Here is a 14,582-nt window from a genome sequence, read left to right on the forward strand (position 1 = left end):
CTCGGGCGAGTTGAACGTGCGGATTAGCCAGTTTGCTGCTGATTTTGTAAAGAATTTGCCACATTACATGGGCAATGATGACCGCGTGCCAGACCTGTCCATTCGGTCGTTCGGATACATGTACTTGGCAGACAACGAAGGCTTTGCTGATGTCTTGCGCGAAAGCCAAGCAGTGCAGCTTAAGGCAGGCGCCGCGACCCAGTTGATGACGCCAGAGCAGATCAAGGCGGCTTATCCATTCTACAACGTGGACGACATCGTGCTGGGATCTATCAATTTGGTGGACGAAGGCCTTTGGGACGCGACAGCAGTGTTTGACTGGTGGCGAAAATCAGCGCGTGAACGCGGCGTGGAATACATTGAAAACGAAGTCGTCGGGATCACTAAAAGCGCAAGTGGCACCCGCGTTGAGAGTGTGACGTTGAAATCAGGTGAAGTGGTTGCCTGTGGGCAGCTGTTGAATGCCTCTGGTCCACGTGCTGCGCGCACGGCGCAGATGGCAGGGATCAACGTGCCGGTTGAGCCGCGCAAGCGATATTCCTGGATATTCTCTGCCGAAACGCCGCTTGACCGTGATCTGCCTCTCACGATTGATCCATCGGGCGTTCACGTGCGTGAAAACGGTGGTGGCACTTATCAATGTGGTGGTCATTCTGACGTCGATCCTGCCGTGGATTATGATGATTTTGCGATGGATCACAGCATGTGGGAAAACCACGTCTGGCCGATCCTTGCCACGCGTATTCCCCAGTTTGAGGCTATCAAGGTCCAATCCGAATGGGGCGGGCACTATGCGATGAACACATTTGACCACAACGCGATACTTGGGCCGCATTCGGAAGTTGAGAACTTCTATTTCCTGAACGGATTTTCTGGTCACGGGCTTCAGCAATCGCCTGCAATGGGTCGCGGCACAGCCGAGATCATGGTGCATGGGGCCTACAAAACGCTCGACATGACACAATTCCATTTTGACCGTATCGCCGCGAACCGCCCGATCATCGAAAAGGCAATCATCTGATGAAACTGGCAACAAATGCCTTCGCCCAAGCGTTGAAGGCTGGAAAAAAACAAGTTGGTCTGTGGATCAGCCTAAGCAGCAATTTTGTCGCCGAGGTGACAGCGCCTGCTGGCTACGATTGGGCACTTATCGACATGGAGCACAGCCCCAACGATTATTTCAGCGTCCTGGGGCAGCTGCAGGTCTTTGCCGCCAGTAACACCACGGCCATTGTACGGGCGGACTGGAACGACACTGTGATTGTGAAACGCCTGCTGGATTTGGGCGCGCCGGGCATTCTATTTCCGATGATCCAATCCGTTGAGGAAGCACAAAGCGCCGTGGCCGCCACCCGTTATCCACCCCACGGCGTACGCGGGGTGTCAGGTGCGACGCGGGCGACCAAATTTGGGCGGGTGACTGATTATGTGGACCGGATTGAGGATGAGACGGCCGTCTTGTTGCAGCTCGAAACGCGCCATGCCGTCGAACAAGCAGAGGCAATTGCAGATGTGGACGGGATCAGCGGCATCTTTTTTGGCCCCGCTGATATCGCCGCAGACATTGGTAAAGTTGGCAAGCCGATGGACCCTGAAGTTTGGGCGCTCATCAAACCTGCTGCACAAAAACTGATGGCCAAAGGGGTGCCTGTGGGCACGTTGGTTCTTGATCCAGCCTTTGCGACTGAACTGCTCAACGAAGGGTTCTCCTTTGTTGCTTGCGGCACAGATGCCAGCCTGCTTGCGAAGGCGTCTGATCAATTGCTTGCGACAGTAAAAGGGGGGCTGTCGTGAAATTTGCATCTTCTCGCCTAGATCCGGTACAACCCTCGGCCTCTGCTTGGGTCAGTCAGGCTGCCAAAGACGCAAAGGCCCGCGGCGAGGACGTGATTGACCTTGGACTTGGCGAGCCCGATTTCGACACACCTGCCCATATCGTGGAGGCAGCCCATCAGGCTGCACTGCGCGGGGAAACCCGCTACCCTCCGACGAATGGTACGCTGGAAATGCGCCAGGCTGTCGTAGACAAACTCGCTCGCGAAAACGCGCTTACCTATGCAGTCGACGAAGTCATTGTTTCCAACGGGGCCAAGCAGGTCCTTTTCAACGCCATGATGGCAACGCTGGAAGATGGCGACGAAGTTCTGATGTGCGCGCCATATTTTGGGCAATACAAAGACATCGTTCTGATCCTTGGTGGCGAGGCTGTCGCGCTCAAATGCCCTGCCGAGAATGGTTTCCGCCTAACACCTGCGCAGCTTGAGGCGGCCATCACACCAAAGACCCGTTGGATCATGTTGAACCTGCCATCAAATCCGGCGGGCGCCGTTTATTCCGACGATGATCTGCGCGACTTGGGTGCGGTGCTGGAACGTCATCCTAATGTGCTGATCCTCTCGGACGAAATTTATGAGCATATCTTATTTGATGGCCGTAAATTCCTGTCCTTTGCCGCCGCGAACCCAGCGCTGAAAGAACGAACATTGACGGTCAACGGGGTGTCAAAAGCCTATGCGATGACGGGCTGGCGCATTGGTTATGGCGCAGGTCCAAAGCCGCTTATCGCTGCGATGACCAAGGTGCAAAGCCAGATTTGCTCGGGTGCTTGCGCAATTGCGCAAGGAGCAGCTGCTGCGGCTTTGAACGGCCCACAAGACGAGGTGCGCGCCTTTTGTGAGGCGTTCGAGACACGTCGCAATCTGGTCGTTGATCGGATCGCAGAAATAGACGGCCTGACGCTCGATCCTCCAGGGGGCGCATTCTATGGTCTGATCGGTTGTGCTGGGCTTATCGGCGCGCAAACACCGAATGGCGAAACACTGGCCAATGATGCCGATGTTACAGCCTACATCCTCAACGATGCTGGTATCGCCGCTGTTCCCGGCAGCGCATATGACCTGTCCCCGTATTTTCGTATCTCAACCGCTGCATCGATCGATGTCCTCGGGCACGCGATGGACCGTATCGCGACCTCTGTTGCGAAACTTCAAAGAAAGACCTGACCCATGAAAAAACTTGTCCTCACAGGTGCCGCAGGGCGTCTTGGTTCCTATCTGCGCGAACCCATGTCCAAGATGTGCGATGAACTGGTTTCGACCGATATCGTGGATGATATCGGTGCGCTTTATGAGGGTGAAACCTATGCAAAGGGTGATCTGGCCAGCCTCGATGACATGATGCGCGTGCTGGACGGCGCGGACATGGTTGTTCACATGGGGGCCTATGCCGATGAGGGGCCGTTTGAAAAGCTGCTCGGGCCGAACTTTGTCGGGGCCTACAACATTTGGGAAGCCGCCTATCAGCGGGGCCTGAAGCGCGTGGTTTACGGCAGCTCTATTCACGCAGTTGGGATGCATCCCAAGACAGATTTCATAGACACCGAAGTGCGCCACCGCCCTGATACGTTTTATGGGTTGGCCAAGTGTTTTGCTGAAGACCTCGGTTCACTGTACTGGGACAAACGCGGCCTTGAGAGTGTCCACATGCGCATCCTGTCGTGCGCCCAAGTCACCAACGCCCGGGCATTGGGATCGTGGTTGTCTTACGATGATCTGATCCAACTTGTGCAACGCTCAATCGAAACACCCGTAACAGGCTTTAGTGTTGTCTATGGGGTGTCGAACAATGACCGCGCGCCCGTAGATAATGCGAAAGCCAGCTTCCTTGGCTATCGCCCAAACGACAATGCAGAGCATTTCGCCAAAGCGATCTTAGCGGAAACCGAACCGATGGACAGCCAAGACCCCGGCAATATGTGCCATGGCGGACCCTTCGCAGCTGTCGAACTAGGGAACAGTGGCGTGGCCACTATGAATATCATCGATGACACCAAGAAAACCTGAATAGGAGAGTCACAATGTCAGACGTGAAAGTAGCGCTGATCACAGCTGGTGGATCTGGCATGGGCGCAGACAGCGCGCGGGCACTTGCCGCTGATGGGTTTAAGGTGGGCATTCTGTCCTCGTCGGGGAAGGGCGAGGCATTGGCCCAAGAACTTGGCGGTGTTGGTGTAACTGGCACGAATAAGTCTGAGGCGGACCTGCAAAAGCTGGTGGATGCCGCGATGGATCACTGGGGCCGCATCGACGTTTTGGTGAACTCTGCAGGTCACGGCCCGCGCGCCCCGATCTTGGAGCTAACAGATGAAGACTGGCACGAGGGGATGGAGGTGTATTTCCTCAACGTCGCACGCTCAACGCGTCTGGTGACGCCGATTATGCAAAAGCAAGGTGGTGGCGCGATCATTAACATCTCGACCTTTGCTGCTTTTGAGCCCAACCCAGTTTTCCCAACGTCTGGCGTTATGCGCGCAGGGCTGGCTGCCTACAGCAAACTCTTCGCGGACAAATACGCCGCCGAAAACATCCGCATGAACAATGTCCTGCCAGGTTTCATCGACAGCCTGCCCGAAAAGGAAGAGTTCCGTTCTATGATCCCAATGGGTCGCTACGGCAATTCCTTGCACGAAATTGCAAGTGTTGTGGCTTTTCTCGCCTCAGACGGCGGTGCCTACATCACCGGCCAAAACATCAGAGTGGATGGCGGCATCACGCGGTCTGTCTAAGCCCCTATTTTTGCCTCCTTTGGAAAAGATCACATGACCAACATCTCGCATTTTATCAACAACGCTCACTTCGCAGGGTCCTCTGATCGGACACAACCTGTTTTCAACCCTGCAACCGGCATGTCGGAAAAGACTGTCGCTTTGGCATCGGTCGCAGACGTTGACGCTGCTGTGTCAGCCGCAAAAACGGCCTGGCCTGCGTGGTCAAAAATGCCCGCGCTACGGCGTGCGCGCATTTTGGACAGATTCAAGATGATACTGTGGGATCGTGCTGATCAATTGGCCGAGGTCATCTCCTCTGAGCATGGTAAAACGCATGATGATGCCTTGGGCGAAGTGACACGTGGGCTTGAGGTGGTCGAATTCGCGACCTCCGCCCCTAGTTTCATGAAAGGTGAATTTAGCGAGAACGTTGGAAGCGGTGTCGATAGTCACATGATCCGTCAATCACTTGGGGTTTGTGTCGGGATCACACCGTTTAATTTCCCTGTTATGGTTCCATGCTGGATGTTCCCTGTGGCGCTGGCGACGGGGAATACCTTCATTCTCAAGCCATCCGAGCGTGATCCATCTGCTGCACTACTGATCGGTGAATGGCTGGCAGAGGCAGGCCTGCCAGAGGGTGTGTTTAATATCGTGCAAGGCGATAAAGTCGCGGTTGATGCCTTGTTGAACCACGATGATGTCAAAGCCGTTAGCTTTGTAGGCTCTACCCCGATTGCAAAGTATATTTACGAAACGGGCACATCCAACGGCAAGCGCGTGCAGGCCTTAGGTGGTGCGAAAAACCATATGGTGATCATGCCTGATGCTGATCTCGACATGGCTGCGAACGCGCTAATGGGTGCGGCGTTTGGGTCTGCGGGTGAACGCTGCATGGCGATTTCGGTTGCAGTTCCTGTGACAGATGCGGTTGCGGATGCTTTGGTGGCCAAACTCGCCCCTCAAATCGAAGCGCTAAAGATTGGGCCGGCATCGGATAACTCATCTGAAATGGGGCCTCTGATTACTGCTCGACACTTGGAAAAGGTCCGCGATTATATCGATAGCGCTGAGACGCAGGGTGCCAAAATGGTGGTAGATGGCCGCACCTTCAGGCAGGATAAACAGGGCTATCAAGACGGATACTTCATCGGCGGTACATTGTTAGACAATGTCACTGAAGACATGACGGCGTACCGCGACGAGATCTTCGGGCCTGTATTGTCTATCGTTCGAAAACCATCGTACCGAGAAGCCGTCGACCTCATTCATGGGCACGAATATGCCAATGGAACTGCGATATTTACGCGGGACGGCGATGTTGCGCGCAACTTCAGTCAGGACATTGAGGTCGGTATGGTAGGCGTTAACGTTCCCATTCCGGTTCCAATGGCATTCCACAGCTTTGGTGGGTGGAAGGCCTCAATCTTTGGGGACCATCATATGCATGGGATGGAAGGAGTGCGTTTCTTTACCCGCATCAAGACGACGACAACACGGTGGCCTTCGGGTATGCGATCTGACCCTGAGTTTGTGATGCCAAATTTGGGTTAACTGTGCGTCAACCAATCAATGATTAAATCGCCGCGAAAGCCGAGATCCTTGGGAGGCATTTATTCGTTTGATGTGCTGTGCTTTTTAAAGAGGAAAGCCAGATGTTTTACAAACGCGCAAGCCTAAACTTGGGGTGCAAATCCCATACAATGGAACAAGATAGGCTCCAAGAGTGCGGCGCGACCGCATCCTTTGTCAAAAGGATGCTTATCTGTCTTCGGTCTCGGCAATAGTTAAAAGGAGCTGCTCCGCTATTGTATGGCTGCAATCAAATTGAAACAGCGCACCCTTTATCTGAATCTCAAGCGTTTCGTTTTAGTTGTAGTTCACAGAGTCGAGCTGTCGTGTCGCGGCGCAGTGGTGTTACAATTTGCGTTGTTGCCGCAACATTTTGCTGCGAGCGCGCGCAGCACAAAAACTGAATTCACACATTGGGCTCTGCACGGCCATTTGCTGCGTTTGCAAATCGACCAAACTGGGTCGCAGTCCCGAGTGTCCGCTTTCTTCAAGTTGTCAAATTCTGTTCGCACCCGCAGCGAAAGGCCGCTTCCCGCCCTTCGCGATAGATGCTGCTGATTTGAATGGGTCGCCTTGGGCGGCCTTTTTCTTTTGTTTTGTGCGGATTGGCGTTGCTTGTCAGTGGGGGTGAATTTCTCTCGATCACGTCCGTCTCATGTCCACTACATGCTTTCACCCGATCGCAGCTCATGCTCAATTCACATTTCAATATTTGGTATTCCAAAATATTGAATGCTATGATATCCGCCACGTAAGGCGCAGAAAGCGTCGAATGCATGGGAGAAAATTATGAAGAAACTTTTGGCTTTGGCATCTGCCGCAGCGCTCCTCGGTGGTGAGGTTCTCGCTGAAGAATATCCAACAAAAACAATCGAAGTGATTACCCACGCCGGGAACGGTGGCGGTACCGACGTAACCACGCGGATGATGATGATCCGTGCACGCCGCGAGCTTGGCACCGACATGGTCGTGGTCAACAAGCGAGGGGGCGGTGGCGCCACTGCTATGGACTATTACCTGACCCAAGAGCCTGATGGTCATAGCATTCTGACATTCACCATTGGCCATTCTGCGACTGTGGCGTTGGGTAAAACCGAAATGACGCTGGATGATGTTCGGCCAATTGCCCGCGGCACGGACGACCCGCAAATTCTGATGACGCGTTGTGGCGTCTACGATAGCGCTGAGGCGTTTGTTGCTGCCCAAAAGGATGAACCACTCACTTACGGCACGACCCACCTTGGTGGTATTGATGATGTGTCCGCCTTTATGTTCGCCCGCCGTGGTGAATTGGCTACGCCCAAGATCATCCCCTTCGATGGCGGCGGTGAGCTGGCAACACAACTGGTTGCTGGTGCTGTTGATGTCGCTGTCCTGAACCTGGCAGAGGCCGGTTCGCAGATTTCTGCGGGCGATATTTGTCCAATTGTTGTGCTTGCGCCCGAACGGATGAGCGGCCTGCCAGACGTCTCGACAGCCCAAGAGCTTGGGATTGATGCGAACTTCTCCACGGTACGTGGCTTTGTTGTGCACGCCGATACACCGGATGCGGTGGCTGAAAAGATTGAAGCCTCGTTGATGAATGCAATGGGCCACACAGTTTATCAGGGTTTCCTGACGTCGGTCGGTCTAGATGCGAACTCGGTTGCAGGATCTGAGGTCTGGGGCAACCAGCTGACTTCGATGCAAGCTGATATGGATGCCGCCCTGCGTGAGCTGGGCTTCATCGAATAAGCACTCGGACGATACGGCCGACCTGCAACGTGCTGCGTTGCAGGTCGGTTTGATGCCTCTCCTTTTTCTAGGATTACATCCATGACCCGCTATGCGGTGCCCTGCGGCACGATCGCCTTTTGCCTAATTGCATATTGGCTCAGCACCCAGTTTGACCGTGTTCCGCCGATCTTGCTGCGCGGTATGCAGCCCGAAGACTTTCCTCAGATGGTGCTGATCCTAATCATCGCCCTGTCTGTTCTGGTGATGATCTTTGACAAGCCGATTGAACATGAAGCAGTCGGTTTGAACGTTTGGCGCAGCATTGGTCTGTTTGTTGTCTTTTCGCTGGTGGCTCAGATCGACCTGTTCTTGGGGTTGGGCGTCTTTGCAGGAGGGCTCGCTTGGCTTTGGGGCGAACGGCGCCTTTGGAGCATCGGATTGGTCGCCATTGTTAGCCCGACACTCGTGTTTTTTCTCTTTGATTTGGTGTTCCGGATCCGCTTTCCGCGCGGTGTCCTGACGAACCTCTGGTACGGATAACCCACATGGAACCGCTTATTGCCGGACTTCTTGCACTGATGGACCCGCAACTGCTTGTGTTGCTTTTTGCGGCGACGCTGGCGGGGGTCATCATCGGGTCACTGCCGGGGTTGAACGCCACAACCGGTGCCGCTCTTTTGCTGCCCTTCACAATCACAATGGAGCCGATCCCCGCGATTGCTATCCTGACGACGATCTACTGCGCCGCCACTTTCGCCGGCGCGATCACCGCGATCTTGATCAACACACCCGGCACATCCGCAAGTGCTACGACCTGCTTGGATGGTTTTCCTTTGGCCCAACGCGGTGAGGCGGGCAGGGCGCTGGGCATGGCGACTGTTTCATCGACGATTGGTGGGATTATCTCTGTCTTTTGTCTGATGCTCGCCGCGCCGTTGTTGGCGCGCATGGCGTACAACTTTGCTCCGCCAGAATACTTTGCTCTGACGGTTTTTGGGATTTCGATGCTGGCCACAATCGGCGACGGCACCCCGCTCAAAAACATTATTGCAGGGTGCATCGGCATTTTGTTGGCAACGGTGGGCAAGGATCTTTTGACCACGGTTGAACGCTTTACATTCGGGTTCAATGAACTGTCCGAAGGGATCGGCTTTGTGCCGGTCATGATCGGCATATTCGGGATATCCGAGCTATTGGTGCAGGCTGAACGGCTGAGCGTTGAGCGGCGTCAAATCTTGCTCAAAGCGATCAAGCTGCCGTCTCGCGCGGACTATCGCAAAGTCTGGAAAACCATTCTGTGCAGTTCGGGCATTGGCACGTTTATCGGTATCTTGCCCGCAGAGGGCGCGACTGTCGCCTCGATGATTGGCTATAATGAGGCGCGGCGTTGGTCCAAAACCCCCGAGGAATTCGGCAAAGGCGCGATAGAGGGCATCGCCGGTTCGGAGGCTGCGAACAACTCAGCCACCGGAGGGGCAATGGTGCCCACTTTGGCCCTAGGCATTCCAGGCAGCCCGACGGCCGCCGTTATCCTTGCGGGCCTTATGGTCCATGGGCTTCAGCCGGGACCGACTATGTTCACTGAGCAGGCCGAATTTGCCTATGCGATCTTTTGGTCCATGCTGTTGGTGAACATCATGTTTATCTTTGTCGGGCTTTTCGGCGCCAAGCTATTTGCACGGGTCACCTTTGTTCCGGTGCAGATTCTCTGGCCTATTGTGTTCACGTTCTCGATCGTCGGGGCTTATGCTCTCGATCAGTCGATGTTGGATGTGTACATCGCGATCGGCTCAGGCGTGATCGGCTACTTCATGCGTCGTTTTGGTTATTCGGTTGTGCCTTTGGCCATCGGATTGATCCTTGGAGGGATGCTAGAAAAACGTCTGGGCCAATCGCTGATCATGCTCGATGACCAATGGTGGCTGATGTTCACCCGTCCCCTGACATTGCTGTTTTTCGTTCTAACCATACTCGCGTTGTTCGGGCCCCATTTCTGGCGCCTGTTTCGTCAGCGCGATCCACTTCATTCCACGGGAGAATAACCCATGACCAAAATAAAATCGATCCGCACCCGTGTCTGGAATTGGACAGGCCCGACGGTCCCGCCGCAAGGCAACTTCTGCACTAACGCCTCTGATGCGCTGGGCATGAAGGGTGATGCGATGGAATCGTTCCGCTTTCACCAATGGCTTACCTGTGAGGTCGAAGCCGATGATGGTACGATTGGCATCGGCAACGCAGCTCTTGCGCCTTCGGTGACCAAGAAGGCGATTGATGATTGGTATGCTCCGCTGGTCGTGGGCGAGGATCCGTTCGACTATGCCTACATCTGGGAAAAGATGTACCGGCGCACCCAAGCATGGGGCCGCAAAGGTGTGGGCATGACCGCGATGTCGGCTATTGATATCGCGATCTGGGATTTGATGGGCAAGCTCGTCGATAAGCCGGTGTTCAAGCTGCTGGGCGGGCGCACCAAAGAGGAAATCCCGGTCTATTATTCCAAGCTTTATTCCGGCCCCATCGATGTGATGCAGGCCGAGGCCGAAGAGGCGATGAAGGCGGGATACCAAGCGTTCAAGATGCGGTTTGGCTGGGGTCCACGGGACGGCATGGCGGGCATGCGCGAGAACCTTAAGCGGATCGAATGCGTGCGCGAGGTTATTGGCTACGACAAAGACTTGATGGCAGATGCCTACATGGGCTGGAACCTTGACTACACCAAGCGCATGCTGCCCAAGCTGGCCCCGTTTGAGCTACGCTGGCTGGAAGAGCCGGTCATTGGCGACGATACCACTGGCTACGCGGAACTGAACGCCATGAACATCGTGCCGATTTCTGGCGGTGAGCATGAGTTTTCTGTCATGGGTTGTAAGAACCTGTTGCAGACCAATGCCGTGAGTGTATTGCAGTACGACACAAACCGCGTGGGCGGGATCACGGCCGCCCAAAAAATCAATGCGATCGCCGAGGCACATCAGGTGCCCGTCATCCCGCATGCCGGCCAAATGCACAATTATCACGTCACTATGGCCAACACGAACTGCCCAATGTCTGAATATTTCCCGGTTTTCGATGTCGAAGTCGGCAACGAGCTGTTCTATTACATCTTTGAAGGTGATGCAGAGGCGCAGGATGGTTTCTTGCAACTGGACGAAGAAAAGCCGGGTCTTGGGATCACGATCACTGACAAATATCTGGAACACTTCGAGATCACTGAATGAGCATTTATACCGGTATATGGCCCGTCGCGCCGACCCCGTTTCACGACGATGGCACCCCCGATCTGGAGGGTATGAAGCGTGTCCTTGATTGCCTGATCGACCAAGGCGCGGACGGGATTTGCATCCTTGCCAACTTTTCAGAGCAGTTTCTGATCTCGGACGCTGAGCGCGAGGTGTTGGCGCGGCTGAGTGTTGAGCATATCGCGGGCCGCGTGCCGGTGATCATCACGATCAGCCACTATGCCACTCAGATCGCCGTAGAGCGTGCGCGCTTTGCCAAGGATTTGGGTGCGGACATCGTGATGATGATGCCGCCCTACCATGGGGCCTTGCTGAAAGGCACGCCTGAACAAAGCTTTGAGCAGTTCGCAGCCGTGGGCGAGGTCGGTATCCCGATTATGGTTCAGGACGCACCTTTGTCAGGTGTGGATCTGCCGGTGTCGCTTTTGGTGCGTATGGCGCGCGAGATTGAAGCCGTGAAGCTATTCAAGATCGAATGCCCTCGGGCGGCTAACAAAATCCGCGCCCTAATCGCGAAAGGCGGCGATGCGATTGAGGCACCGTTCGATGGCGAAGAGGCGATTACCCTTCTGGCTGATCTCGACGCTGGTGCGACTGGTTCAATGACCAGTGGGATGATTGTGGATCAGATCAAACCGGTCATCACTAAATATCACGCAGGCGATATGTCGGGCGCGACCGAGGCGTACGGCCGCGTTGCGATGGCAATTAACCACGAAAACCGGCAATGCGGTTGGCAATCGTGCAAGGCTGCGATGGTTGAAGGGCGCGTAATTAAATCTGAGTTCTGTCGCCATCCGATCCCGCCGTTGCACCCGGATATACGGTCGCGGATGATTGACCTGTTGCGGCCGCTTGATCCGCTCGTTCTGCGGTGGGGGAAATAGTATGAAAGATCCCGCCTGGAGAGATGAACTTCGTGACTTTGCTGATCTCAAGCCGCGCAAGTCGCTGGCCTCTGAGGCGGCGGATAACTTGCGTGAGTTCATCATGCTGGGCAAATTGGCGCCGGGCATGCCGGTGCGGGAACGTGACTTGGCTGAGGCATTCGGGATCAGCCGGACACCCCTGAAAGAGGCGCTGCGCATTCTTGAGGGGGAGGGGTTGATCGCTTACGGGCCGACCCGCCGCCCAAGCGTCGCGGACCCTTCGCTTGATGAAATCAACGATTGGCTGCGTGTCCAGGGCGCGCTTGAGGCTTTGGCGGGTGAGTTGGCCTGTGCGCACGCCAGCGACGCTGATTTGGCCGAAATTGAGCGGATCAATGCCTCCATCAAGGAGGCGCGCAACTCCGAAGGCAAGCTGGAGGCGTTCCGGCGTGATATGGCATTTCACGAAGCCATCGTGGCGGCCGCCAACAATGCCGCCTTGGCGGAAACCCATGCGACCTATAACGCCCGGCTGTGGCGTGTGCGGTTCTTGTCGTCACAACGCGATGCGGGTCGCGATGCAACCCGGCAGGAGCATTTGGATATCGTGCAGGCCCTAAAAGCTCGCGATCCGGTTGCTGCGCGCCGTGCTCTGAAGTTGCACTTGCAGACGGCTGAGAAAAACATCGCTGCGTCAATCACAGAAATTCAATCTGAAAAAGAGGCCAAATGATGCGCCCCAAACTTGCTATCGTCCCCGGTGACCCGTCTGGAATTGGTCCTGAATTGATCGCCAAGCTGCTGTCCGAGGACGGCGTGCGTGAGGCCGCAGATATCATTTTGGTCGGGGATGCCCATCTTTGGCAGCGCGGGGCTGAACAAGCTGGTGTTGAAGTGACGCTGAATACGATTGAGGAGGACGCAATCGATGGCTTTGAGGGGCTTGCGCACCTTGATTTGACAACGGTTGATCCCGATCAGGTCCAAGTGGCGGCAGTGACCGTGGCTGGCGGCACGACATCCCTCAGATGTTTGGATAAGGCGCTAGATTTGGCGCAGGCGGGTCGTGTGGATGGCGTGTTGTTCGCGCCCTTTAACAAGGCTGCGATGACCTCTGCTGGACTGAACGCTGAAGATGAGCATCGCTATATGGCGCGGTACCTGGGCTTCACTGGCTATCATTCGGAGATCAACGTGTTGGACGATCTGATGACCACACGTGTGACCAGCCATATTGGGCTAAAAGATGTTGCGGGCAACATTGACGGTCCGGGTATTCAGCGCGCAATTGAGTTGGCACATGCTACGCTCGCGCGCTCCGGCAAAGCACGGCCGCATGTCGCGGTAGCCGCGTTGAACCCCCATGCCGGGGATAACGGTAAGTTCGGCACCGAAGAGATTGATATCATCGAACCCGTGGTCCGGGCCTGTCAGGATCGGCAGATGAACGTGACCGGCCCTTGGCCATCCGACACCGTCTTTCTCAAGGCCAAACGGGGTGAGGTGGACGCAGTGGTCACGATGTACCACGATCAGGGTCAGATCGCGATTAAACTGATGGGGTTCGACAGGGGGGTGACTGTGGCCGGTGGTTTGCCCATTCCGGTTGCCACGCCCGCCCACGGCACCGCGTTTGACATCGCAGGCCAAGGCATTGCGAATGTGAGCGCTACGCGCCAAGCCTTTGATCTGCTGGTTCGCATGGCCACAACGGCAAAGACCGAAGCCGCCTTATGACGTTGCCGTCTATAGGCTTTATCGGTGTCGGACTGATGGGTGCCGGCATGGCGTCTTGCCTGTTGGCGGCGGGGCATCCGCTTGCGGTGCTGCCCCATACAAACCGGTCACCGATTGAGGACTTATTGGCGAAGGGTGCGATTGAAGCTGCAAATGCGCTGGAATTGCTGCGGGGCTGCGACGTGTTAATGACATGTGTGCCGAACGCTGATGTAATCGCAGATTTGGCGGATGAATTGGTCCGTCACTTTGCCGCGGGGCAAATGTGGATCGACACGAGCACATCCCGGCCTGAAACCAGTGCGCAGTTGGCGCGTGATCTGTCGGCGCAGGGCGCAGTTTTTGCAGACGCCCCGTTAACTGGCGGGCCGCAGCAGGCGCGTGAAGGCACGCTTGCATCGCTTGTTGGGTGCGACGCTGCGTATTTTTCAGCGGTAGAGGCCATTGTTGGCGTCTATTCAAAAACCACACGCCGTTTTGGTGATGCTGGCACCGGGCATGCCGCAAAGCTTTTGAACAATTTCGTCACACAGGGCACCATCATGCTATTGGCGGACGCATTCCAGTGTGCCGCGAAAATGAACGTTGATGCCCGCGCACTTTATGACATCATGATGAGCGGGGCTGCCCGTTCCGGCACACTGCAAAAGGCCGTTGGCCCTGCACTAGACGGCAACTACGACGGCGCGCAGTTTACCATAATCAACGCGGCCAAGGACTTGCGGTATGCCCGTGATTTGATCGAACACGTGGCACCCTCTCGGACGGCCTTGGCGGAGCTGTTGGCTGATCGATTTGCAACGCTGGTCTCGGATGGTCGCGGTGATCGTTTCGTCAGCACCATGCTGGCACCCGAAGACCCCTAATTCTGGCGCGCCAGATCGCGCCTTACAGTTGAAA

At 55.5% G+C, this 14,582-nt stretch carries 14 protein-coding genes; all 14 read left to right on the top strand.

Going from position 1 to position 14,582, the window contains the following annotated elements; all coding sequences use genetic code 11:
* Window positions 1-1,021 (top strand): NAD(P)/FAD-dependent oxidoreductase (locus tag AC4GMC_RS06095; RefSeq protein ID WP_487879404.1); only part of this gene is annotated, 1,021 nt, incomplete at its 5' end.
* A complete protein-coding gene (locus AC4GMC_RS06100; protein ID WP_487876701.1) occupies window positions 1,021-1,794 on the top strand; it encodes an HpcH/HpaI aldolase family protein in 774 nt (257 codons plus the stop codon). The genes AC4GMC_RS06095 and AC4GMC_RS06100, both read left to right, overlap by 1 nt.
* On the top strand, window positions 1,791-3,002 hold the full coding sequence (locus AC4GMC_RS06105; protein WP_487876702.1) for a pyridoxal phosphate-dependent aminotransferase: 1,212 nt from the start codon (window positions 1,791-1,793) through the stop codon (window positions 3,000-3,002). The genes AC4GMC_RS06100 and AC4GMC_RS06105 overlap by 4 nt, the downstream gene beginning before the upstream one ends.
* Window positions 3,003-3,005: 3 nt before the next feature.
* Window positions 3,006-3,842 (top strand): NAD-dependent epimerase/dehydratase family protein, encoded by an 837-nt coding sequence (locus AC4GMC_RS06110; RefSeq protein ID WP_487876703.1) that lies wholly within the window; start codon window positions 3,006-3,008, stop codon window positions 3,840-3,842.
* A 14-nt stretch (window positions 3,843-3,856) separates the two neighbouring features.
* Complete coding sequence (locus AC4GMC_RS06115; RefSeq protein WP_487876704.1) at window positions 3,857-4,564, top strand: SDR family oxidoreductase; 708 nt, start codon at window positions 3,857-3,859, stop codon at window positions 4,562-4,564.
* Window positions 4,565-4,597: 33 nt separating this feature from the next.
* Window positions 4,598-6,100 (top strand): CoA-acylating methylmalonate-semialdehyde dehydrogenase, encoded by a 1,503-nt coding sequence (locus AC4GMC_RS06120; protein ID WP_487876705.1) that lies wholly within the window; start codon window positions 4,598-4,600, stop codon window positions 6,098-6,100.
* 807 nt (window positions 6,101-6,907) lie between these two features.
* The gene (locus AC4GMC_RS06125) at window positions 6,908-7,852 is read left to right on the top strand and encodes a Bug family tripartite tricarboxylate transporter substrate binding protein (protein ID WP_487876706.1); all 945 of its coding nucleotides are present in this window, start codon (window positions 6,908-6,910) and stop codon (window positions 7,850-7,852) included.
* Window positions 7,853-7,933: 81 nt separating this feature from the next.
* Window positions 7,934-8,374 carry a tripartite tricarboxylate transporter TctB family protein gene (locus AC4GMC_RS06130; protein ID WP_487876707.1) on the top strand — a complete coding sequence of 147 codons (441 nt, stop codon included), beginning with the start codon at window positions 7,934-7,936 and terminating at the stop codon, window positions 8,372-8,374.
* Window positions 8,375-8,379: 5 nt separating this feature from the next.
* Window positions 8,380-9,876: a tripartite tricarboxylate transporter permease gene (locus AC4GMC_RS06135; RefSeq protein WP_487876708.1), complete on the top strand. Its 1,497-nt coding sequence runs from the start codon at window positions 8,380-8,382 to the stop codon at window positions 9,874-9,876.
* Window positions 9,877-9,879: 3 nt separating this feature from the next.
* Complete coding sequence (locus AC4GMC_RS06140; RefSeq protein ID WP_058123181.1) at window positions 9,880-11,055, top strand: L-rhamnonate dehydratase; 1,176 nt, start codon at window positions 9,880-9,882, stop codon at window positions 11,053-11,055.
* Complete coding sequence (locus tag AC4GMC_RS06145; RefSeq protein ID WP_487877996.1) at window positions 11,052-11,963, top strand: dihydrodipicolinate synthase family protein; 912 nt, start codon at window positions 11,052-11,054, stop codon at window positions 11,961-11,963. Before AC4GMC_RS06140 ends, AC4GMC_RS06145 begins: the two co-directional genes overlap by 4 nt.
* 1 nt (window position 11,964) lies before the next feature.
* The gene (locus tag AC4GMC_RS06150; protein WP_487877995.1) at window positions 11,965-12,678 is read left to right on the top strand and encodes a GntR family transcriptional regulator; all 714 of its coding nucleotides are present in this window, start codon (window positions 11,965-11,967) and stop codon (window positions 12,676-12,678) included.
* A complete protein-coding gene (locus tag AC4GMC_RS06155) occupies window positions 12,678-13,682 on the top strand; it encodes a 4-hydroxythreonine-4-phosphate dehydrogenase PdxA (protein WP_487878857.1) in 1,005 nt (334 codons plus the stop codon). Before AC4GMC_RS06150 ends, AC4GMC_RS06155 begins: the two co-directional genes overlap by 1 nt.
* Complete coding sequence (locus AC4GMC_RS06160; protein WP_487877993.1) at window positions 13,679-14,548, top strand: NAD(P)-dependent oxidoreductase; 870 nt, start codon at window positions 13,679-13,681, stop codon at window positions 14,546-14,548. The genes AC4GMC_RS06155 and AC4GMC_RS06160 overlap by 4 nt, the downstream gene beginning before the upstream one ends.
* The last annotated feature ends 34 nt before the right edge of the window (window positions 14,549-14,582 follow it).

The sequence above is a fragment of the Thalassobacter sp. genome (assembly GCF_982993085.1).

What these genes read in the sequence shown, in the direction of transcription:
- AC4GMC_RS06100 (WP_487876701.1), top strand. Translation starts at nt 1,021, where the DNA reads ATGAAACTGGCAACAAATGCCTTCGCCCAAGCGTTGAAGGCTGGAAAA.
- AC4GMC_RS06110 (WP_487876703.1), top strand. Translation starts at nt 3,006, where the DNA reads ATGAAAAAACTTGTCCTCACAGGTGCCGCAGGGCGTCTTGGTTCCTAT.
- AC4GMC_RS06115 (WP_487876704.1), top strand. Translation starts at nt 3,857, where the DNA reads ATGTCAGACGTGAAAGTAGCGCTGATCACAGCTGGTGGATCTGGCATG.
- AC4GMC_RS06120 (WP_487876705.1), top strand. Translation starts at nt 4,598, where the DNA reads ATGACCAACATCTCGCATTTTATCAACAACGCTCACTTCGCAGGGTCC.
- AC4GMC_RS06125 (WP_487876706.1), top strand. Translation starts at nt 6,908, where the DNA reads ATGAAGAAACTTTTGGCTTTGGCATCTGCCGCAGCGCTCCTCGGTGGT.
- AC4GMC_RS06130 (WP_487876707.1), top strand. Translation starts at nt 7,934, where the DNA reads ATGACCCGCTATGCGGTGCCCTGCGGCACGATCGCCTTTTGCCTAATT.
- AC4GMC_RS06135 (WP_487876708.1), top strand. Translation starts at nt 8,380, where the DNA reads ATGGAACCGCTTATTGCCGGACTTCTTGCACTGATGGACCCGCAACTG.
- AC4GMC_RS06140 (WP_058123181.1), top strand. Translation starts at nt 9,880, where the DNA reads ATGACCAAAATAAAATCGATCCGCACCCGTGTCTGGAATTGGACAGGC.
- AC4GMC_RS06145 (WP_487877996.1), top strand. Translation starts at nt 11,052, where the DNA reads ATGAGCATTTATACCGGTATATGGCCCGTCGCGCCGACCCCGTTTCAC.
- AC4GMC_RS06150 (WP_487877995.1), top strand. Translation starts at nt 11,965, where the DNA reads ATGAAAGATCCCGCCTGGAGAGATGAACTTCGTGACTTTGCTGATCTC.
- AC4GMC_RS06155 (WP_487878857.1), top strand. Translation starts at nt 12,678, where the DNA reads ATGCGCCCCAAACTTGCTATCGTCCCCGGTGACCCGTCTGGAATTGGT.
- AC4GMC_RS06160 (WP_487877993.1), top strand. Translation starts at nt 13,679, where the DNA reads ATGACGTTGCCGTCTATAGGCTTTATCGGTGTCGGACTGATGGGTGCC.